At 72.1% G+C, this 19,785-nt stretch carries 14 protein-coding genes; 9 read left to right on the top strand and 5 right to left on the bottom strand.

From position 1 onward, the window contains the following. Window positions 1-144 precede the first annotated feature (144 nt). Window positions 145-1,017, top strand: coding sequence for a universal stress protein (locus SMA5143A_RS07375; protein ID WP_107462097.1), 873 nt, complete (start codon window positions 145-147; stop codon window positions 1,015-1,017). 84 nt (window positions 1,018-1,101) lie between these two features. Here the strand turns inward: SMA5143A_RS07375 and SMA5143A_RS07370 are convergent, their stop codons facing one another. After that, window positions 1,102-1,752 (bottom strand): MBL fold metallo-hydrolase, encoded by a 651-nt coding sequence (locus tag SMA5143A_RS07370; protein ID WP_107462096.1) that lies wholly within the window; start codon window positions 1,750-1,752, stop codon window positions 1,102-1,104. Between the two features lie 42 nt (window positions 1,753-1,794). Continuing rightward, the gene (locus SMA5143A_RS07365) at window positions 1,795-2,511 is read right to left on the bottom strand and encodes a maleylpyruvate isomerase family mycothiol-dependent enzyme (RefSeq protein ID WP_107462095.1); all 717 of its coding nucleotides are present in this window, start codon (window positions 2,509-2,511) and stop codon (window positions 1,795-1,797) included. A gap of 223 nt (window positions 2,512-2,734) precedes the next feature. On the opposite strand from SMA5143A_RS07365, the gene uvrA reads away from it, so the two are divergent. Continuing rightward, window positions 2,735-5,794, top strand: a complete 3,060-nt coding sequence (uvrA, locus tag SMA5143A_RS07360; protein ID WP_107462175.1) for an excinuclease ABC subunit UvrA — start codon at window positions 2,735-2,737, stop codon at window positions 5,792-5,794. An 81-nt stretch (window positions 5,795-5,875) separates the two neighbouring features. Here the strand turns inward: uvrA and SMA5143A_RS07355 are convergent, their stop codons facing one another. From SMA5143A_RS07355 to SMA5143A_RS07345, 3 genes are all read right to left on the bottom strand, one after another. Next, complete coding sequence (locus tag SMA5143A_RS07355) at window positions 5,876-6,787, bottom strand: carbohydrate kinase family protein (protein WP_107462094.1); 912 nt, start codon at window positions 6,785-6,787, stop codon at window positions 5,876-5,878. 125 nt (window positions 6,788-6,912) lie between these two features. Continuing rightward, window positions 6,913-7,878, bottom strand: a complete 966-nt coding sequence (locus SMA5143A_RS07350; protein WP_107462093.1) for a hypothetical protein — start codon at window positions 7,876-7,878, stop codon at window positions 6,913-6,915. Window positions 7,879-8,089: 211 nt separating this feature from the next. Next, a complete protein-coding gene (locus SMA5143A_RS07345) occupies window positions 8,090-8,467 on the bottom strand; it encodes a response regulator (protein WP_107462174.1) in 378 nt (125 codons plus the stop codon). Between the two features lie 207 nt (window positions 8,468-8,674). On the opposite strand from SMA5143A_RS07345, the gene SMA5143A_RS07340 reads away from it, so the two are divergent. The 7 genes from SMA5143A_RS07340 (at window position 8,675) to whiA (ending at window position 19,722) form a co-directional block, all read left to right on the top strand. Further along, window positions 8,675-10,063, top strand: a complete 1,389-nt coding sequence (locus tag SMA5143A_RS07340; protein ID WP_107462092.1) for an ABC transporter substrate-binding protein — start codon at window positions 8,675-8,677, stop codon at window positions 10,061-10,063. A 749-nt stretch (window positions 10,064-10,812) separates the two neighbouring features. Further along, on the top strand, window positions 10,813-13,494 hold the full coding sequence (locus SMA5143A_RS07335) for a nitrate- and nitrite sensing domain-containing protein (protein ID WP_107462173.1): 2,682 nt from the start codon (window positions 10,813-10,815) through the stop codon (window positions 13,492-13,494). A gap of 301 nt (window positions 13,495-13,795) precedes the next feature. Beyond that, entirely contained in the window at window positions 13,796-14,467 is a 672-nt protein-coding gene (locus tag SMA5143A_RS07330; RefSeq protein ID WP_099968787.1) for a response regulator transcription factor, read from the top strand. An 86-nt stretch (window positions 14,468-14,553) separates the two neighbouring features. Beyond that, entirely contained in the window at window positions 14,554-16,626 is a 2,073-nt protein-coding gene (uvrC, locus tag SMA5143A_RS07325; protein ID WP_107462091.1) for an excinuclease ABC subunit UvrC, read from the top strand. Further along, window positions 16,623-17,675, top strand: a complete 1,053-nt coding sequence (rapZ, locus tag SMA5143A_RS07320; RefSeq protein WP_107462090.1) for an RNase adapter RapZ — start codon at window positions 16,623-16,625, stop codon at window positions 17,673-17,675. Before uvrC ends, rapZ begins: the two co-directional genes overlap by 4 nt. Further along, entirely contained in the window at window positions 17,672-18,742 is a 1,071-nt protein-coding gene (locus tag SMA5143A_RS07315) for a gluconeogenesis factor YvcK family protein (protein ID WP_107462089.1), read from the top strand. Before rapZ ends, SMA5143A_RS07315 begins: the two co-directional genes overlap by 4 nt. Then, complete coding sequence (gene whiA, locus SMA5143A_RS07310; RefSeq protein ID WP_055514344.1) at window positions 18,733-19,722, top strand: DNA-binding protein WhiA; 990 nt, start codon at window positions 18,733-18,735, stop codon at window positions 19,720-19,722. The genes SMA5143A_RS07315 and whiA overlap by 10 nt, the downstream gene beginning before the upstream one ends. Window positions 19,723-19,785 lie beyond the last annotated feature (63 nt).

Here is a 19,785-nt window from a genome sequence, read left to right as displayed (position 1 = left end):
ACAGCACTAGGTCCACATGCGCGCCGCAGGGGATTGGTGTACTCCTCGAAGGGAGAGAAACGGCCCGCCGGCGACGTCCGGACGGCTCGCCCCCGGACTCGTTCACCGTCATGTCCAGCTTCGTACGAGACGGAGGCCGCCGCCATGCAACCAGTCGTCACCGTGGGCCTCGACGGCTCACCGGAGAGCCTCACCGCCGCCCGCTGGGCCGCCGACGAGGCCGAGAAGCGCAAGCTCACCCTGAGGCTGCTGCACGCGTGGCCGATGCTGGTGCCGGAGCCGACCCGCGGGCCCTCCGAAGTCGACCAGAACTACTGGGCGAAGCGTCTGGTCCACACCGCGCAGTCGGAGCTTCAGACCCGCCATCCTGGCCTGACGGTCGTGGGCAGCCTGGTCGCCGAGGACGCCCGGGAGGCCCTGCTGCGGGCGGCATCGGATTCCGAGATGCTCGTGCTCGGCTCCCGGAGGCTGGAGACCTTCTCGAGCTACCTCCTGGGCGACGTCAGCCTCCCGGTGGTGGCGCGCGCCGACCGGCCCGTCGTCGTGGTCCGCACGGTCCCGGAGCAGGAGCACCCCTCTCCGGCGAGCGCGACACGCGTGGTCGTGGCCGTGGAACCGCGCGGGTCCAGTGACGAGGTGCTCGACTTCGCCTTCCACACCGCCGCCGCGCGGGGGGCTCCCCTGCTGGCCGTCCTCGGCCGCAGCGTGCCGCTTCACGCGCGCACCCCCTGGGGAGTGGACCACGACGCCACCGAGGAGATGACGAGGAAGGGCCGGAAGGAACTGGACACGGCGCTCCGACCCTGGCAGGAGAAGTACCCGGGGGTGGACGTGTCCGACAGTGTCCGTCTCACGAGCCCCGCCAAGGCCGTCGTGCAGGCCACCTCGGACGCCGGGCTGCTGGTCGTCGGCCGGCGTGTGCACCGGCACGCGCACACGGGACCGCTGCTGAGCCATGTCGCCCACGCCGCCCTCCACCACGGACGCTGCCCGGTGGCTGTCGTCCCCCACACCTGAGTCCGACCCCCGCTCGGCGCCGACAGGTCGCGTGGGCAACGTCGTCGCGTCGGCGCGCCGGCCTGCCGGCCCCGTCGCGAAGACCTACCAGCCCCGCTCGTGCCACGCGCCGAGGTGAGGACGCTCGGCGCCGAGCGTGGTGTCGTTGCCGTGGCCCGGGTAGATCCAGGTCTCGTCCGGGAGGACGAAGACCTTCGCCTCCAGGCCCGACATCAACGACTCGAAGTCCTCGGGACGAGTTGTCCGACCGGGGCCGCCCGGGAAGAGGCAGTCCCCGGTGAACACATGGGGATGCCCGTGCGGGTCGTCGTAGACCAGGGCGATCGAACCCGGCGTGTGGCCCACCAGGTGGCGCGCGGTCAGCTCCACGCGCCCCACCCGGATGGTGTCGCCGTCGTCGACGAGTACATCGGTCGGCACCGGGATGCCCTCGGCGTCGTTCCGCCCCGCGTACGTACGGGCGCCCGTGGCCGCCACCACCTCGGCGAGCGCCTGCCAGTGGTCGCCGTGCTGATGCGTGGTGACGACGGACGCGATGCCGTCGTCACCGATCAGCGTGAGCAGGGTGCCGGCGTCGTTCGCGGCGTCGATCAGCAACTGCTCGTCGGTGGCCCGGCAGCGCAACAGGTACGCGTTGTTGTCCATCGGGCCCACCGCGACCTTGGAGATCATCAGGTCCGGCAGCTCGTGCACATCCGCAGGGCCGCCGACCTTCACCGCTCCGCTGTACGTCATGGCCGTCAGTCTAGGGCGCGCCCTGGGGCGCGGGCGCGCCCACTACAGCGTCGGCAGGGACGGCAGGGCGCCCCCCTCGGCGCGCAGGGCGGTGCCGTCGCGCCGTCCGGCGAGCCAGCCGAGGAGGTCGGCCCGGCGGCCGGTGACCATGATCGAGTGGCTGCCGCTCTCCAGCTGCTCCGGGGTGAGGCCCTGCACGGCTCCGGTGAACAGCAGCCGCCCGTCGTCCTGCTTGATCGTCACCGCGGGGACGGCGGGATGGTCGCGGAACCGCTCGGTCAGGAAGTCGATCTCGCGTTGCGTGAATTGCTCCGGCAGGTCCTCCAGCTCGTACCCGATGCCGAGGTCCACGTGGTGCAGCTCCACCTCGATCCAGCGCCGGAACGGCACCCGCGACGCCGAGTCCGTGACGCCGTTGCGCAGCTCGACCGTGCGCGACCAGTCCGCGGGGACGGAGGCGGCCTCCTCGAAGCGGTTCGCGCTCTCCCGCAGGTCCGTGAGCTGGTCTTCCAGGGGCCGGGGAGCGTCCCGCTCGATGTCGGCGTCCCGGGCCTCGCCGGACCCGTACATGGGACGTCCCTCCAGGACGTTCACGATCGCGTCGGCGTTGCGGGCGAGGTGGGCGAGGACATGGCCGCGGGTCCAGCCGGGCAGCCGTGACGGCTGGGTCACAGCCGCGTTGTCCATCTTGGCGACTGCGGTGAGGAGCCGCTCGGTCGCTTCCCGTACAGAGTCCAGGTCACGCGCGTGAAACGTCATGACGCCGACCCTAGCCCCGCCACTCCTTCGGGTGAAGGCGGTGGACCCCGGGCCAAAATCGAATGCACGTGCTATATGGTCGAGTCCTGCGTCGGGCATGCTGGAAGGCCCGGGATTGTTGTGGAACGGGGAAACAGGACCGGCGCTGTCAGTGGCTCCCCCTAGTCTGAGAAGGACGGGGGCTCCGCTCCTGTCACTTCACTCAAGAAAGGTGCGGACCGGCGTGGCCGACCGTCTCATCGTCCGTGGCGCGCGCGAGCACAACCTGAAGAACGTCTCGCTCGACCTCCCACGCGACTCGCTCATCGTCTTCACGGGCCTGTCGGGGTCGGGCAAGTCCTCGCTGGCCTTCGACACGATCTTCGCGGAGGGCCAGCGCCGGTATGTCGAGTCGCTGTCCTCCTACGCCCGGCAGTTCCTCGGGCAGATGGACAAGCCGGACGTCGACTTCATCGAGGGTCTGTCCCCGGCGGTCTCCATCGACCAGAAGTCGACCTCGCGCAACCCGCGCTCGACGGTCGGCACGATCACCGAGGTCTACGACTACCTCCGGCTGCTCTTCGCGCGCATCGGCAAGCCGCACTGCCCCCAGTGCCGCCGCCCGATCTCCCGCCAGTCGCCGCAGGCCATCGTCGACCGGGTGCTGGAGCTGCCCGAGGGCAGCCGCTTCCAGGTGCTGTCCCCGCTGGTGCGGGAGCGCAAGGGCGAGTTCGTCGACCTCTTCGCGGACCTCCAGACCAAGGGCTACAGCCGCGCGCGGGTGGACGGCGAGACCGTCCAGCTCTCCAGCCCGCCCACCCTGAAGAAGCAGGAGAAGCACACCATCGAGGTGGTCGTGGACCGCCTCACGGTGAAGGACTCCGCCAAGCGCCGGCTCACCGACTCCGTGGAGACCGCCCTGGGCCTGTCCGGCGGCATGGTCGTGCTCGACTTCGTCGACCTCCCCGAGGACGACCCCGAGCGCGAGCGCATGTTCTCGGAGCACCTGTACTGCCCGTACGACGACCTGTCCTTCGAGGAGCTGGAGCCCCGCTCCTTCTCCTTCAACTCGCCGTTCGGCGCCTGCCCCGACTGCTCTGGCATCGGTACGCGCATGGAGGTCGACCCCGAGCTGATCGTCCCGGACGAGGACAAGTCGCTCGACGAGGGAGCCATCCACCCCTGGTCGCACGGCCACACCAAGGACTACTTCGGCCGCCTCATCGGCGCCCTCGCCGACGCGCTGGGCTTCCGGACCGACATCCCCTTCGCCGGCCTCCCGCAGCGCGCGAAGAAGGCCCTGCTGTACGGCCACAAGACGCAGATCGAGGTCCGCTACCGCAACCGCTACGGCCGCGAGCGGGTGTACACCACGGCCTTCGAGGGCGCCGTCCCCTTCGTGAAGCGGCGGCACAGCGAGGCCGAGAGCGACGCCAGCCGGGAGCGCTTCGAGGGCTATATGCGCGAGGTGCCCTGCCCCACCTGTGAGGGCACCCGTCTGAAGCCGATCGTCCTGGCGGTCACGATCATGGAGAAGTCGATCGCGGAGGTCTCCGCGATGTCCATCAGCGACTGCGCGGACTTCCTGGGCGAGCTGAAGCTCACCGCCCGCGACAAGAAGATCGCCGAGCGCGTGCTGAAGGAGGTCAACGAACGGCTGCGGTTCCTGGTCGACGTCGGCCTGGACTACCTCTCGCTGAACCGCGCGGCCGGCACGCTCTCCGGCGGTGAGGCCCAGCGCATCCGCCTCGCGACCCAGATCGGCTCGGGACTCGTCGGCGTGCTCTACGTCCTCGACGAGCCCTCCATCGGTCTGCACCAGCGGGACAACCACCGGCTCATCGAGACCCTGGTCCGGCTCCGCGACATGGGCAACACGCTCATCGTCGTCGAGCACGACGAGGACACCATCAAGATGGCCGACTGGGTCGTCGACATCGGCCCCGGCGCCGGTGAGCACGGCGGCAAGGTCGTGCACAGCGGCTCCCTGAAGGAGCTGCTGGCCAACACCGAGTCGCAGACCGGGCAGTACCTCTCGGGCCGGAAGGCCATCCCGCTGCCCGACATCCGCCGCCCGCTCGACCCGACCCGCCGGCTCACCGTGCACGGCGCCCGGGAGAACAACCTCCAGGACATCGACGTGTCCTTCCCGCTCGGGGTCTTCACGGCCGTCACGGGCGTCTCGGGCTCCGGCAAGTCCACGCTGGTCAACGACATCCTGTACACCCACCTCGCCCGCGAGCTGAACGGCGCGAGGAACGTACCGGGACGGCACACGCGCGTGGACGGCGACGACCTCGTCGACAAGGTCGTCCACGTCGACCAGTCGCCCATCGGCCGCACCCCCCGCTCCAACCCGGCGACCTACACCGGCGTCTTCGACCACGTCCGCAAGCTGTTCGCCGAGACCACCGAGGCGAAGGTCCGCGGCTATCTGCCCGGCCGCTTCTCCTTCAACGTCAAGGGCGGCCGCTGCGAGAACTGCGCGGGCGACGGCACCATCAAGATCGAGATGAACTTCCTCCCGGACGTCTACGTCCCGTGCGAGGTCTGCCACGGCGCCCGGTACAACCGGGAGACCCTGGAGGTCCACTACAAGGGCAAGTCCATCGCCGAGGTGCTGAACATGCCGATCGAGGAGGCGACGGACTTCTTCGAGGCCGTCCCCGCGATCGCCCGCCACCTCAACACCCTGAAGGACGTCGGCCTCGGCTACGTCCGCCTCGGCCAGGCGGCGACCACCCTGTCCGGTGGTGAGGCGCAGCGCGTGAAGCTCGCCAGCGAGCTCCAGAAGCGCTCCACCGGCCGCACGGTCTACGTCCTGGACGAGCCGACCACCGGTCTCCACTTCGAGGACATCAGCAAGCTCCTCAAGGTGCTGTCCGGTCTGGTCGACAAGGGCAACACGGTCATCGTCATCGAGCACAACCTCGACGTGATCAAGACCGCCGACTGGGTCGTCGACATGGGTCCCGAGGGCGGCGCCGGCGGTGGTCTCGTCGTCGCCGAGGGCACGCCCGAGCAGATCGCCGGGGTCCCGGCCAGCCACACCGGCAAGTTCCTGCGCGAGATCCTCGGCGCCGACCGCATCAGCGACGCCTCCCCGGTGAAGGCGCCGCGCGGTTCCTCGGCCAAGAAGGCGGTCGCCGCCGGGTCGACGGCCAAGAAGACCGCCACCGCCCGCACGACGACCACCGGCGCCACGGCGGCCAAGAAGACGGCCTCGGCCACGAAGAAGACGGCCTCGGCCACGACGAAGAAGGCGGCTCCCGCGAAGAAGACCACGCGGGCCCGCAAGGCCTGACCCTGTTCGACCCGGAAGAACGGCGTGCCCCGCGGGAACCTCCCCGCGGGGCACCGCTCGTTCCACCGCTACCGGGGCGGATCAGTCCCCGTCCACCTCGGACGCGTACGGCGGTTCCGCGCCCGCTCGGGAGCAGGTGACCGCGGCCGCGCGGGCGGCGAAGCGGAGCAGGCCGCCCCAGTCCTCGGCGGTCAGGGCCGCGAGCGAGGCCGCGGACAGGGCCTCCCGCGCGGACAGGCCGTGCAGGAGGGCCGCGTTCACCGTGTCACCGGCGCCGATGGTGTCGACGACATCGACCTTCTCACCCGGCACACGGTGCACGGCCCCGTCGCGGGTGTAGGCGGTCATTCCCTCCCCGCCCCGGGTCACCACGACGGCCGACGGGCCGGAGGCCAGCCACTGCTCCGGGGTGCCACCCAGCCACTCGGCGTCCTCCTCGGACAGCTTCAGCAGCGCCACCGAGGGCAGCCAGCTCTTGAAGCGGGCGCGATGGGCGGCCGGGTCGGCGACGAGACCCGGCCGGATGTTGGGGTCGAGGGCGGTGAAGACCCCGCGCGCGGCCACGCCGTGCAGCAGCTCCTCGTACGCGCTCGCCCCCGGCTCCAGGACCAGTGAGCAGGTACCGAAGGAGACGGCACGGGTGCCCGCGGGGAGCTGCTCGGGAGCCTCGAACATTCGGTCGGCGCTGCCCTCCACGTAGAAGGAGTAGCGGGCGGAGCCGTCCTCGCCGATCGAGGCGAGCGCCAGCGTCGTCGGCTCCGGGCCGCGCTGCACCGACGTCACGTCCACACCGGCCTCGCGCAACCCGGTCAGCAGGGCCTCGCCGTAGACGTCGTACGACACACGGGAGCAGAACGCCGTGGGGGAGCCGAGACGGCCGAGGGCGACCGCCGTGTTGTACGGCCCACCGCCGCGCGCCGGCCGCAGATCCGCGAGCGGACCCGAACCCCTGGGGACCAGGTCGATCAGGGCTTCACCGGCGACGACGATCACGAAGGGGTCCTTTCTGGGAAGTCTCCGCCGGAAGGTACCTCAGAGGTTTTCGCCCCGCGACGGGCGACCCCGACCGGGGCCCGGAGGACGGCACCCCGGGGCGGAAGGCCCCGGCCCCGCCCCCCTCACTCCCAGTCCCAGCCGATCCCGAGGACGCCCGTGCGTACCCGCGGCTCCACCAGGTGCACCGAGCGGTGCCGTCCACTCAGGGGGAGGGCCTGTCGTCCTCCGCGCGGGGAGGACGCCGAGTGCTGGCTGAACCGGTGGCAGCGCACCGGCAGCGCCCGCTCGTCGAAGCGCACCTGGAGGGCGTACTGCCCGCCCCCCGACCGGAAACCGCGGACGTACTCGGTGCACACCCCGGCCGTGCCGTCGTCGACTCCGTAGCGGAACAGGAACGTGTCGCCGCTGCGCAGCCGGGTGTCGAAGAGGAACTCGGCGACCAGCACCCCCGTGTCGTCGTCCCAGCGCACCCGGCCCCGGCGGCAGTTCTCCAGGGCGCGGACCGCCATCCGCTCCGGGGCGCAGCCCGGGTCGCCGTGGTGGACGGCCACATAGCGGTCCACGCCGTCCCGGTGCGCCCGCACGATGTGCTGCGACTCGCGTCCCAGCAGCTCCCGGTGCGCGCCGACGCGCACCCGCTCGTGGTGGCCGACGGTGTGCACCCCGCTGTCGAGCGGCGATCCCAGCTCGCCGAGGAGCCGCTCCAGGACACCCGACGCCTCGACGAGGGAGCGATAGGAACGGCCGGCGCCGCGGCCCGGCCCGGAGGGCTCCTCGGACGGGGCCAGCAGACGGATCAGCGACTCGTCCGGCAGCTGCAAGATCTCCTCCAGGGCCCGCACCGCCCGCAGCGACTCGGGGCGCTGCGGGCGCCGGGCGCCCTGCTGCCAGTAACTCAGGCTGGTCACCCCGACCTTGACACCGTGGCGCGACAGATGGTGCTGCACCCGCTGCAACGGCAGTCCGCGCGCGGCGATCGCGGCGCGCAGCGCCACATGGAAGGGACCACCCCGCAGGGCCGACTCCAACTCCGCGGTGGCGGCGTTCGCGATCGCCGCGACGTCGGCGTGCTCTGTGGCGTGCCGCATGGAGGAGCCTTTCCGTGAGGTGCGCGTCGGCTGGTCGGACCACGCGTGGGCCGGTCGGGGCGCCCCGCGGACGCGCGGGGCTCTCGGCGACCGTCCGTCTTCACATCCGTACGACGGCGTTCCCGCCCTGAGTTCCCCCGCATTGAAGCGTGTTGACAAAGCTCCGACAACACCCGGGACGGGACATGGCCGGACACCGACGGCAAGATCCTCAGTGCTCCGGTGACCCCGGGCCGCGCCCCAGCAGGTCGCGCAGCGCCTGTCCCGAGAGCCTCGACTTGTGAAGGAATCCGCGCGCCGGAGCGGCCGCGACCAGTTCCCGGACGTCCTCCAGGGGATGCGCGGACGTCAGGACGATCACGGCCGACGGGGAGGTGCGCGCGAGCGCCGGCGCGAGGTCCAGTCCGCTCTCGCCGGCGAGGTCGAGGTCCAGCAGGACGACGTCCGGCGCCAGTTCCGCGGTCCGTGCCAGAGCCTGCGCGCCGGTGGACGCCACCCCGACGACCAGGATGCCGTCGTGTTCGAGGAGGGTCCGGGCGGCCTCCAGGAATCGGGCACTGTCGTCGACGATGAGACAGCGCGTGGGCATGCTGACAGCCTCCCCGGGCCGGTGACGGAACCACATCCCGGTCAGCCGGAAAGTGTCCTCCCGGCACGTGCCCCGTGACGTGGAATGTGCTGATGTCCCTTGCCGATTCGATCCGTTCCCACTCACCGAGGGATTCGAACAAGCCACGGGGAGTAGCATGTCGCTGCCCTGGGGCCGAGTGGCCCGGTCGAATGGGAGTAATACGCGATGAACGCGTCGCACTACGGCGTCGGGAGACGTCAGATCCGTCGTGCCCTGGTGGCGGGAATGTCGGCGGTGGCACTGCTGCTGGCCGGATGCAGCGCCGGTGACGAGGAGGACCGGCAGGGCGCGGACGGCAAGGCGGCGGGTGACACGACCTGTGACGGCAGGATCGACGGCACCGCTCACATCACCCTGTGGTTCCATGCCGGGCAGAGCGGTGAGCAGAGCACCCTGCGCAGCCAGGTCAAGGAGTTCAACAAGGCCCAACGGCAGGTACGGGTCGAACTGGTGACCCTGCCCGAACAGCGCCCGTACACCGAACTCGTCCTCTCCGCGGCGGCCAGCGGGGACCTCCCGGACCTCCTCGACTTCGACGGCCCGAACCTCTACAGCTACGCCTGGTCCGGCAAGCTGAAGCCGATCGACTCCTGTGTGCCCGCCGGGGTCCGCGAGGACCTGCTGCCCTCGGTCCGGCAGCAGGGCACCTACGACGGCCGGTTGTGGGGGGTCGGAACCTTCGACTCCGGGCTCGGTCTGTACGTACGGCCCTCGGTGCTCCGCAAGGCCGGGATCCGGATCCCGAAGGGCACCGGGGACGCCTGGACCGCCGACGAGCTGACGGGAATCCTGCGCACGCTGCGGGCCGAGGGGTACGAGGCGCCCCTCGACCTCAACTTCGTCGACTCGTCGAGCCCCGACGAGTGGAACACCTACGCCTTCGCGCCGGCCGTGTGGTCGGCCGGCGGCGATCTCATCGACCCCACGGGGTTCCGCACGGCGGACGGCTTCCTCAACGGCCCCGAGTCGGTGAAGGCGCTCACCACCCTGCAGAAGTGGGTGAAGGAGGGATACGTCGACCGGGACAGGAACAAGAACGCGTTCGTGGAGGGACGCACCCCCCTCTCCTGGATGGGGCACTGGAAGTACGGCGAGTTCAGCGCGGCGCACCCCGGGGACGTGGCGATCGTGCCGCTGCCCGACTTCGGCGCCGGCGCCGCCACCGGGATGGGCTCCTGGCAGTGGGGCATCCCCTCCGGCGGCGCGGACGGCGACGCGGTGTGGCGGTTCCTGGAGTATCTGCTGCGGCCGGAGCAGGTGTTGCGGATGAGCGAGGCCAACGGGGCGATCCCGGGGACGGAACGGGCGGTCGGCCTCTCCAAGAAGTTCGACGAGAACGGTCCGGAGCGGCTGTTCATCGAGCAGCTGCGCGGCGGTGTGGCCCGGCCCAGGCCGCAGACGCCCGCGTACCCGGCGATCACCAGGGCGTTCTCCGGCGCGGTCGCCGACAGCGTCTTCGCGGGGGCCCCGGTCGAGAAGACGCTGGACGCGGCGGTCGAGGACATCAACAAGGACCTGGCCGCGCACGACGGTTACCCGCAGAGCGAGCCGTGACCGCCGGGGCGCCGAGGGTGCCTGGACCGTCGCCCGGATCAGCGGGATGCTGAGGACACCGCGTGCCCCCTCCCGGGGGCCGCGCGGTGGCGGGCGGCGACCTGATCGAACGTTTCTCCGTCGAGCGGCCGACGGGGGCGCGCCTGGTCGCGGGCGGCCCGAAGCACGGACGACGCCGCCGAGCCGGCAAAGGCGGACCACATGCACGCGACCGACGACTCCGCGCCGGCCCACCCGGACAGCGTCCCCACCCCCCAGCACCCGTGAGCCCCACCATGCGCCGCACCCCCTCCCCGAACCGGTCCCCCGACACCCCCGGGCCGACCTCGCCGACCTCGCCGTCCACGGACCGCGCACCGGACGCACCCAGCGCGTCCCTCGCGGCGCACGTACCGGCCGCGCGCTCCACCTCCCCGGCGGACCGATCCCCGGCGGACCTTCCCTCGACGGCCCGTGCCTCCGTGGGGCCTGCCACCGTGGGGTCTGCCTCGGCGGGGCCTGCCTCCGTGGGGTCTGCCTCGGTGGGGCCTGCCCCAGCAGGGCGTGCCTCGGTCGGGCGTCCCGAGGGGCGCGTGCCCAGTCCACGTCGGCCCGCGCGCCCGGCCGATCCCGCGCCCCACCCGGCGCCGGAGGGCGCCGGTGGCCGGGACGGGACGTCGGTGTCCCGGCACGTCCGGGAGGGCCGGCGGTGGGGCCGGGGCGTGCCGGGGGTGCCTTTCCTCGCCCGGCTGCGGGTCGGCGCCAAGCTGATGCTGCTCGTGCTGCTGCCGGTGACCGTGCTGCTGGTGTTCACCGTGTTCGCCGCCATGTCGCACTGGGAGAAGGCGCGGACGCTGCGCGACTTCGACACGGCGATCACGGTGTCGTTCGCGACCGGCGACGTCTCCGACGCCGTCGCACGGGAGCGGATGGCCGCCGTGCAGGCCCGGCTGCACGTCGAGCCGGGCACCGCCCGCGAGCGCGCCGCCGCCCAGCGGGCCACCGACGCCGCGCTGCGCCGTGCCGTCCGGCAGGCCACCGGCCGGCCGGTGCCCGACGTCGCCGGTGTCCTCGACGCCGTGCACCGGCAACTGCACGCGCTGCGCGTGGAGACGGGCACGACCTCCCTGGACGCGCAGACCGTCGCCCAGCGGTACGACGCCATCGAGGACGTGCTGCTCGACACCGTCGCCACCCTGGAGTCCGGCCGCCCCACGCGGGCCGCGGGCCGCGCCGCCGACGCCCACGTGGCGCTGCGGAAGGCCATCGCCGCCGCCGGACGGGAACGGGCCGAGCTCGCCATCCTGTTCGGCGTCCCCGTCGGCCAACGCCCCACCGCCGCCGGTCGCTGGACCGAACTGGAGAAGGCCCAGCTCCGCACCTTCGAGCAGAACACCTCCGCGGAGCTCTGGGCCCAGCTGCACAGCACCATGTTCCAGGCCCCCGGCCGAGCCGTCCGCAAGGTCCGCGACATGCTCGACGACTCCGACACCCGGCCCGCCGACTGGCCCTCGTACGACGCCTGGCTCGCCGACTCCGGGGAGTACGTCGACGGCCTCCGGGACATCCAGGACCGGGCCAGGCGGGACCTCGCCGACACCGCCGACGACGAACTGCGGGCCACCCGCGCCCGCGCCTACAGCGAACTGGCCCTCTTCCTGGCCGTCCTGTGCGCCGTCACCGTCCTCGCGCTGGCCCTGCGCCGCTCCATCACCCGCCCCCTCGGCCAGGTCGCCGCGGGCGCGCGGGCCCTGTCGGAGGGCGACCTGTCGTACGACATCCGCTACGCGGGCCGCGACGAACTCGGCGACGTCGCGGACACGTTCCGGGAGCTGCGGGTGACCACGGAGCGGCTGGCCGGACAGATCCGGGCCATGAACAAGGCGATCGACGCCGGCCGCCTCGAACACCGGGCCGACGTCGACGGCTTCGACGGCACCTGGGCCCAGCTGCTGGGCGGCATGAACGACACCATGGCGTCCTTCGCCGCCGCGCACGGCCGCCGCAGGCGCGCCGAACAGGAACTGGAAGGCATCTTCAACCTCTCCCTCGACCTGCTCTGCATCAGCGGAGTCGACGGCTACTTCAAACGCGTCAACCCGGCCTTCGAACGCACCCTCGGCTATCCCGTCGAGACCCTGACCGCCAGGCCGCTCGTCGAGTTCGTCCACGAGGAGGACCGCGACAGCACCCGCGAGGCGATCGCGCTGCTGGCGAGCGGCGCCGACGTCGCCGAGTTCGAGAACCGCTACGTCCGCGCGGACGGCACCGAGTGCTGGCTCCAGTGGAGCGCCCGGCCCGTCCCCGAGGAGGGCATGATCTACGCCGCCGCCCGCGACGTCACCGAGAGCCGCCGCGCCGCCCGGGAACAGGCCGCGCTGCGCCGCGTCGCCACCGAGGTGGCCCGCGGGGTGCCGCCGTCCGACGTGTTCGCGAAGGTGGCGGAGGAGGTGGGCGCCCTGCTGAGCACGGCCGCGGCCGTCCTGCGCTACGAGAGCGACGGCGACGCCACGGTCCTCGGCATCGCGCGCGAACACGCCGACGACGACGTCGGAACGCCGCGCCTGACCCGGCGACAGGCCGCGCGCACGGTGATGCGGGAGGTGGCCCGCACTCGCGGCGCCGCCCGGTCGGGCACCGCGGCGGGCGCCCCCATCGTCGTCGAGGGCCGGCTGTGGGGTGTCGTCGTCGCGGCCTCGCTGATCGACCCGCTGCCCGAGGGCACCGAGTCCCGGCTCGCCGACTTCACCGAACTGATCGCCACCGCGATCGCCAACGCCGACAGCCGCGCCCAGCTGACCGCCTCACGCGCGCGTGTCGTCGCCGCGGGCGACGCCTCCCGGCGCCGTATCGAACGCGACCTGCACGACGGCGTGCAGCAGCGCCTGATCTCCCTCCAGCTGGAGCTGCGGATGGCGCAGACCCTCGTCGAGCGGCGCGGCTCGGAACTCGGCAGGCAACTCGACCACCTCGGCAGGGGCCTCGACGACACGTTCCAGGACCTGATCCAGGTGGCCCGCGGCATCCACCCGGCCATCCTCTCCAAGGGCGGCCTCGGCCCCGCCCTGCGCTCCCTCGCCCGCCGCTCCGCGATCCCCGTCGAACTCGACCTGCGGCTCTCCACGCCCCGCTTCCCCGAGCCGGTCGAGGTGGCCGCGTACTACGTGACGTCGGAGTGCCTGACCAACGCCGTCAAGCACGCGCGCGCGAGCGTGGTGACCGTCACGGCCGAGGACACCGGCGGCCTCCTGGAGGTGGTCATCCACGACGACGGCGCCGGGGGAGCGGAGCCGGGCAGGGGCTCGGGGCTGATCGGGCTCATCGACCGGGTGGAGGCGATCGGCGGCCGGCTGACCGTGACCAGCCCGCCGGGCAGCGGGACGACGCTGGGCGTCCGCCTGCCGCTGACACCGCCCCCGGAGACGGGGGACGCCGTCGTGCCACGTTCATGACCGCCCGAAGCGTACGCGGCGAGACCCTCAAGGGGGGAGTGCGGGACTCGGTCGGGCGTACGTTCGGGCGGCCGTGCCGGACGGTGAAGACGGCCGTCCGGCCCAGCACGCGGGAGAACGGCCGATCCGTCTCCGCCGAGACAACCGGCCACCCGCGACTGCACTCTTTCGAGCATGACGTGCCGCCCTCACGGTGTCGCCCCGGCTCTCCCCCAACTAGGCTTCCAGCTAGCCGTAAGACCGCGATCAGGCAGGCTGCCGTGGAGAAGAGAACAGGTCGGGCAGGGGGAGGCCGAGACCAATGCACGCCGATCAGCATCCGGCGCTGGGACGGGTGGTGCTCGCGGACGACGACGTGCTCCTGCGCGAGGGAGTGGCCAGTCTGTGCGAGCGCGTCGGATACGAGGTGGTGGGCCAGGCCGGCGACGGCAGCGGGCTCATGGACCTCGTCGAGTCGCAGGTGCCGGACATCGCGATCATCGACATCAGGATGCCGCCGACCCAGTCCACCGAGGGCCTGAAGGCGGCCCGGGCCATCCGTGAGCGGTACCCCTCGGTCGGGATCCTCGTCCTGTCGGCGTTCGTGGAGGTCGAGGACGCGCTGGAGCTGCTGGCCGGCGGGCGCAGCATCGGCTACCTGCTCAAGAGCCGGATCACCGCCGTCGACGAGTTCCTGGAGACGCTCGACCGCATCCACCGGGGCGGCTGTGTGGTGGATCCCTCACTCGTGCAGGAGCTGGTCGCCGCACAGCGCCGCGACGATCCGCTGGCCATGCTCAGCAACCGTGAGCGCGAGGTGCTCGGCCTCATGGCCGAGGGGCGCTCCAACGCGGGCATCGGCAAGCGACTGTGGGTCACCGAGGGCACCGTCGAGAAGCATGTACGGAGCATCCTGGGCAAGCTGAGGCTGCCGGAGGAACCGGACGACCACCGCCGGGTCCTGGCCGTCCTGACGTTCCTGGAGACCCGTTAGGGTCCTTGACGACAGGCCGGGCGGCCGCCCTCCCACGGCTGCCCGGGCGCCCCTCGCTGTCACTCCCCGCCAGTAGGGTGTGGAGCATGGCCGATCCCTCCAGCTACCGCCCCAGTCCGGGACAGATCCCGGACTCACCCGGGGTGTACAAGTTCCGTGACGAGCACCTCCGGGTGATCTACGTCGGGAAGGCGAAGAGCCTGCGCCAGCGCCTGGCCAACTACTTCCAGGACCTGGCCGGCCTCCACCCGCGCACCCGCTCCATGGTCACCACGGCCGCCTCCGTGGAGTGGACGGTGGTGTCCACGGAGGTGGAGGCGCTCCAGCTGGAGTACTCCTGGATCAAGGAGTTCGACCCCCGGTTCAACGTCAAGTACCGCGACGACAAGAGCTACCCGTACCTCGCGGTCACGATGAACGAGCAGTACCCCCGCGTGCAGGTGATGCGCGGTCACAAGAAGAAGGGCGTCAAGTACTTCGGCCCGTACGCGCACGCGTGGGCGATCCGCGACACCGTGGACCTGCTGCTGCGCGTCTTCCCCGTCCGCACCTGCTCGGCCGGCGTCTTCAAGAACGCGGCCCGCACCGGCCGCCCCTGTCTGCTCGGCTACATCGGCAAGTGCTCCGCCCCCTGCGTCGAACGCGTCACCGCCGAGGAGCACCGGGAACTGGCCGAGGAGTTCAGCGACTTCATGGCCGGCCGCACCGGCACCTACCTCCGCCGCCTGGAGCGGCAGATGATGGACGCGGCCGAGGAGATGGAGTACGAGCGGGCCGCCCGGCTGCGCGACGACATCGAGGCCCTGAAGAAGGCCATGGAGAAGAACGCGGTCGTGCTCGCCGACGCGACCGACGCCGACCTGATCGCGGTCGCCGAGGACGAGCTGGAGGCCGCCGTCCAGATCTTCCACGTCCGCGGCGGACGGGTACGCGGCCAGCGCGGCTGGGTCACCGACAAGGTCGAGGCCGTCACCACCGGTGACCTCGTCGAGCACGCCCTCCAGCAGCTCTACGGCGAGGAGACCGGCGACTCGGTGCCCAAGGAGGTCCTCGTCCCGGCGCTGCCCGACCCCGTCGAGCCCGTCCAGGAGTGGCTCACCGGGCGCCGCGGCTCGAACGTCTCCCTGCGCATCCCGCAGCGGGGCGACAAGAAGGCCCTCATGGAGACCGTGCAGCGCAACGCCCAGCAGTCGCTGGTGCTGCACAAGACCAAGCGGGCCTCCGACCTCACCACCCGCTCCCGGGCCCTGGAGGAGATCGCCGAGGCCCTCGACCTCGACAGCGCCCCGCTCAGGATCGAGTGCTACGACATCTCCCACCTCCAGGGCGACGACGTCGTGGCCTCCATGGTCGTCTTCGAGGACGGGCTGGCCCGCAAGAGCGAGTACCGCCGCTTCCAGATCAAGGGCCGTGTCGGGGACACCCAGGTCTGGCACGGCGAGGGCCAGGACGACGTCCGGTCCATGCACGAGGTCATCGCCCGCCGCTTCCGGCGCTACCTCGCGGAGAAGGAGAAGACCGGGGAGTGGGCCGAGGGCGAGGACGCCTTCACCGAGGAGGACGGCCGCCCCAAGCGCTTCGCCTACCCGCCGCAGCTCGTCGTCGTCGACGGCGGACAGCCGCAGGTCGCCGCCGCCCGCCGCGCCCTGGACGAGCTGGGCATCGACGACATCGCCGTGTGCGGCCTCGCCAAGCGCCTGGAGGAGGTCTGGCTGCCCGGCGAGGACGACCCGGTGGTCCTGCCCCGCACCAGCGAGGGCCTGTACCTCCTCCAGCGGGTCCGCGACGAGGCCCACCGCTTCGCCATCACCTACCAGCGCACCAAGCGGGCCAAGCGGTTCCGGGCGAGCCCCCTGGACGACGTGCCCGGCCTCGGCGACACCCGCAAGCAGGCCCTGCTCAAGCACTTCGGCTCGCTGAAGAAACTGCGCGCCGCGACGATCGACCAGATCTGCGAGGTCCCCGGCATAGGCCGCAAGACGGCCGAGACCATCGCCGTGGCCCTCGCGGAGGCCGCTCCGGCGGCACCCGCCGTGAACACCGCCACGGGAGAGATCATGGAGGACGAGGAGCCCGGCACGACGGCGGACACCTCCGTGGAGCCCGTGGCGGCTTTCACCGCGGGTCCACCGGACCGGCGACGAGGGCAGGAGACATGACCGAGCACCAGCAGCGCCCAGAACCCCACGAGCGCCCCGAGCGTCCAGAAGAACAGCACCCAGAGCACACAGCGGAGCGCGGGCAGGCCCCCAGCGCGGTGGGCGACCACGCCTCCCAGCACCCAGCGCCACAGGAAGACGGAGCACACGTGAGTACGGGCATCGAAACAGCCGGGGTCCCCGAGGCGGCCATCCCCGAACTGGTCATCATCTCCGGCATGTCCGGCGCCGGCCGGTCCACGGCCGCCAAGTGCCTGGAGGACCTCGGCTGGTTCGTCGTGGACAACCTGCCGCCCGCGCTGATCCCCACCATGGTGGAGCTCGGCGCCCGCTCCCAGGGCAACGTGGCGCGGATCGCGGTCGTCGTCGACGTCCGCGGCCGCCGCTTCTTCGACAACCTCCGCGACTCCCTCGCCGACCTGGAGACGAAGAACGTCACCCGCAGGATCGTCTTCCTGGAGTCCTCCGACGACGCCCTGGTGCGCCGCTTCGAGTCGGTGCGCCGCCCGCACCCCCTCCAGGGCGACGGCCGCATCGTCGACGGCATCGCCGCCGAGCGGGAGCTGCTGCGCGAGCTGCGCGGCGACGCCGACCTGGTGATCGACACCTCCAGCCTGAACGTGCACGAGCTGCGCGCCAAGATGGACGCCCAGTTCGCCGGCGAGGAGGAGCCCGAGCTGCGGGCCACCGTCATGTCCTTCGGCTTCAAGTACGGCCTCCCCGTCGACGCCGACCTCGTCGTGGACATGCGCTTCCTGCCCAACCCGCACTGGGTCCCGGAGCTGCGCCCGTACACCGGCCTCAACGAGGAGGTCTCCGCGTACGTCTTCAACCAGCCCGGCGCCAAGGAGTTCCTCGACCGCTACGCCGAGCTGCTCCAGCTGATCGCCGCCGGGTACCGCCGCGAGGGCAAGCGGTACGTGACCATCGCGGTCGGCTGCACCGGCGGCAAGCACCGCTCGGTCGCCACCTCCGAGAAGCTCGCCGCCCGCCTCGCCTCCCAGGGCGTCGAGACCGTCGTCGTGCACCGCGACATGGGCCGCGAATGACCGGACGTGCTGCTCTGCGGCTGAGCAGACTGCGCCGGACCACCCCGGAAGGACGCAACGCAGGCCCCGCCGAGGCCCGCGGCGGCCGGCCGCGCCGTCGTGGCGCCCAGCCCAAGGTCGTCGCGCTCGGCGGCGGCATGGGCCTGTCCGCCTCGCTCGCCGCACTGCGCCGGATCACCGGCGACCTCACCGCCGTCGTCACCGTGGCCGACGACGGCGGCTCCAGCGGACGCCTGCGCGACGAGCTGGGCGTGCTCCCGCCCGGCGACCTGCGCAAGGCGCTGGCCGCGCTGTGCGGTGACGACGACTGGGGCCAGACCTGGGCCCGTGTCATCCAGCACCGCTTCACCTCCCAGGGCGACCTGCACGACCACGCCGTCGGCAACCTGCTGATCGTCGCCCTGTGGGAGCAGCTCGGCGACCACGTCCAGGCGCTGGACCTGGTCGGCAGGCTGCTCGGCGCGCAGGGCCGCGTGCTGCCCATGTCCGCGGTGCCCCTGGAGCTCCAGGCCCTGGTCAAGGGGCACGACCCGGCGCGCCCCGACGACGTCGACACCGTCCGCGGTCAGGCGACCGTCGCGCTCACCCCCGGTGAGGTGCAGTCGGTGCACGTCGTGCCGCACGACCCGCCCGCCGTGCCCGAGGCGGTGGAGGCCGTCCTCGACGCCGACTGGGTGGTGCTCGGCCCCGGCTCCTGGTTCTCGTCGGTCATCCCGCACCTGCTCGTGCCCGAGCTGCTCGACGCCCTCACCGAGACCAAGGCCCGGCTCGTGCTGTCGCTGAACCTCGCCCCGCAGCCGGGAGAAACCGATGGCTTCTCCCCGCAGCGTCATTTGGAGGTTTTGGCACGACACGCCCCTAAACTCGCCCTGGACGTGGTGCTGGCCGACGAGGCCGCCGTGCCCGACCGTGATTTGCTCACCGAGGCCGCGAAGCGGTTCGGCGCCGCGGTCGAGCTGGCGCCGGTGGCCCGGCCCGATGGATCTCCGCGGCATGATCCGGAGCTGCTGGCCGCCGCGTACGACCGTATTTTTCGGATGCATGGAAGGATCGGCCCATGGCGATGACGGCAGCGGTGAAGGACGAGATCTCCCGGCTACCCGTCACCCGGACCTGCTGCAGAAAGGCGGAGGTCTCGGCGATCCTGCGGTTCGCGGGCGGGCTGCACCTGGTGAGCGGCCGCATCGTGATCGAGGCGGAGCTGGACACCGCGATGGCGGCGCGCCGCCTCAAGCGGGACATCCTGGAGATCTTCGGCCACAGCTCCGAACTGATCGTGATGGCGCCCGGCGGACTGCGCCGCGGCTCGCGCTATGTGGTGCGGGTCGTCGCGGGCGGCGACCAGCTGGCCCGTCAGACGGGGCTGGTCGACGGTCGCGGCCGGCCCATCCGGGGGCTGCCCCCGCAGGTGGTCTCGGGGGCCACCTGCGATGCCGAGGCCGCCTGGCGCGGGGCGTTCCTGGCGCACGGCTCGCTCACCGAGCCCGGCCGTTCGTCCTCCCTGGAGGTGACCTGCCCGGGTCCGGAGGCCGCCCTCGCGCTGGTCGGCGCGGCCCGCCGGCTGTCGATCGCGGCGAAGGCCCGCGAGGTGCGCAGCGTCGACCGGGTCGTCGTACGGGACGGCGACGCGATCGGCGCGCTGCTGACCCGGCTCGGCGCCCATGAGTCCGTGCTGGCCTGGGAGGAGCGGCGGATGCGCCGCGAGGTCCGGGCCACGGCCAACCGGCTCGCCAACTTCGACGACGCCAACCTGCGCCGCTCGGCCCGGGCCGCCGTCGCCGCCGGTGCCCGGGTGGGCCGTGCCCTGGAGATCCTCGGCGACGACGTGCCCGAGCACCTCGCTGCCGCCGGACGGCTGCGCATGGAGCACAAGCAGGCCTCGCTGGAGGAGCTGGGCGCGCTCGCCGACCCGCCGCTCACCAAGGACGCCGTCGCGGGCCGTATCCGTCGGCTGCTGGCCATGGCGGACAAGCGCGCTCAGGACCTGGGCATCCCGGGGACCGAGTCGAGCCTCACCGAGGAGATGGCCGAAAACCTCGTCGGGTGACCATCCGTCACCCGAACGCCGTGTCGATGAACTCGCCGGTGCCGGCGCCCTGTTGGGCTGTCG

Source organism: Streptomyces sp. MA5143a, from assembly GCF_900290235.1.
Taxonomy (GTDB): Bacteria; Actinomycetota; Actinomycetes; order Streptomycetales; family Streptomycetaceae; genus Streptomyces.
Note: the sequence above shows the minus strand (reverse complement) of the source record. Positions and strands in the feature narration are given on the sequence as shown.

Coding starts and splice junctions, on each gene's coding strand:
- SMA5143A_RS07345 (WP_107462174.1), bottom strand. CDS start 8,467: ATGCCCACGCGCTGTCTCATCGTCGACGACAGTGCCCGATTCCTGGAG.
- SMA5143A_RS07370 (WP_107462096.1), bottom strand. CDS start 1,752: ATGACGTACAGCGGAGCGGTGAAGGTCGGCGGCCCTGCGGATGTGCAC.
- uvrC (WP_107462091.1), top strand. CDS start 14,554: ATGGCCGATCCCTCCAGCTACCGCCCCAGTCCGGGACAGATCCCGGAC.
- SMA5143A_RS07350 (WP_107462093.1), bottom strand. CDS start 7,878: ATGCGGCACGCCACAGAGCACGCCGACGTCGCGGCGATCGCGAACGCC.
- SMA5143A_RS07340 (WP_107462092.1), top strand. CDS start 8,675: ATGAACGCGTCGCACTACGGCGTCGGGAGACGTCAGATCCGTCGTGCC.
- SMA5143A_RS07315 (WP_107462089.1), top strand. CDS start 17,672: ATGACCGGACGTGCTGCTCTGCGGCTGAGCAGACTGCGCCGGACCACC.
- SMA5143A_RS07335 (WP_107462173.1), top strand. CDS start 10,813: ATGCTGCTCGTGCTGCTGCCGGTGACCGTGCTGCTGGTGTTCACCGTG.
- SMA5143A_RS07330 (WP_099968787.1), top strand. CDS start 13,796: ATGCACGCCGATCAGCATCCGGCGCTGGGACGGGTGGTGCTCGCGGAC.
- whiA (WP_055514344.1), top strand. CDS start 18,733: ATGGCGATGACGGCAGCGGTGAAGGACGAGATCTCCCGGCTACCCGTC.
- SMA5143A_RS07365 (WP_107462095.1), bottom strand. CDS start 2,511: ATGACGTTTCACGCGCGTGACCTGGACTCTGTACGGGAAGCGACCGAG.
- SMA5143A_RS07375 (WP_107462097.1), top strand. CDS start 145: ATGCAACCAGTCGTCACCGTGGGCCTCGACGGCTCACCGGAGAGCCTC.
- rapZ (WP_107462090.1), top strand. CDS start 16,623: ATGACCGAGCACCAGCAGCGCCCAGAACCCCACGAGCGCCCCGAGCGT.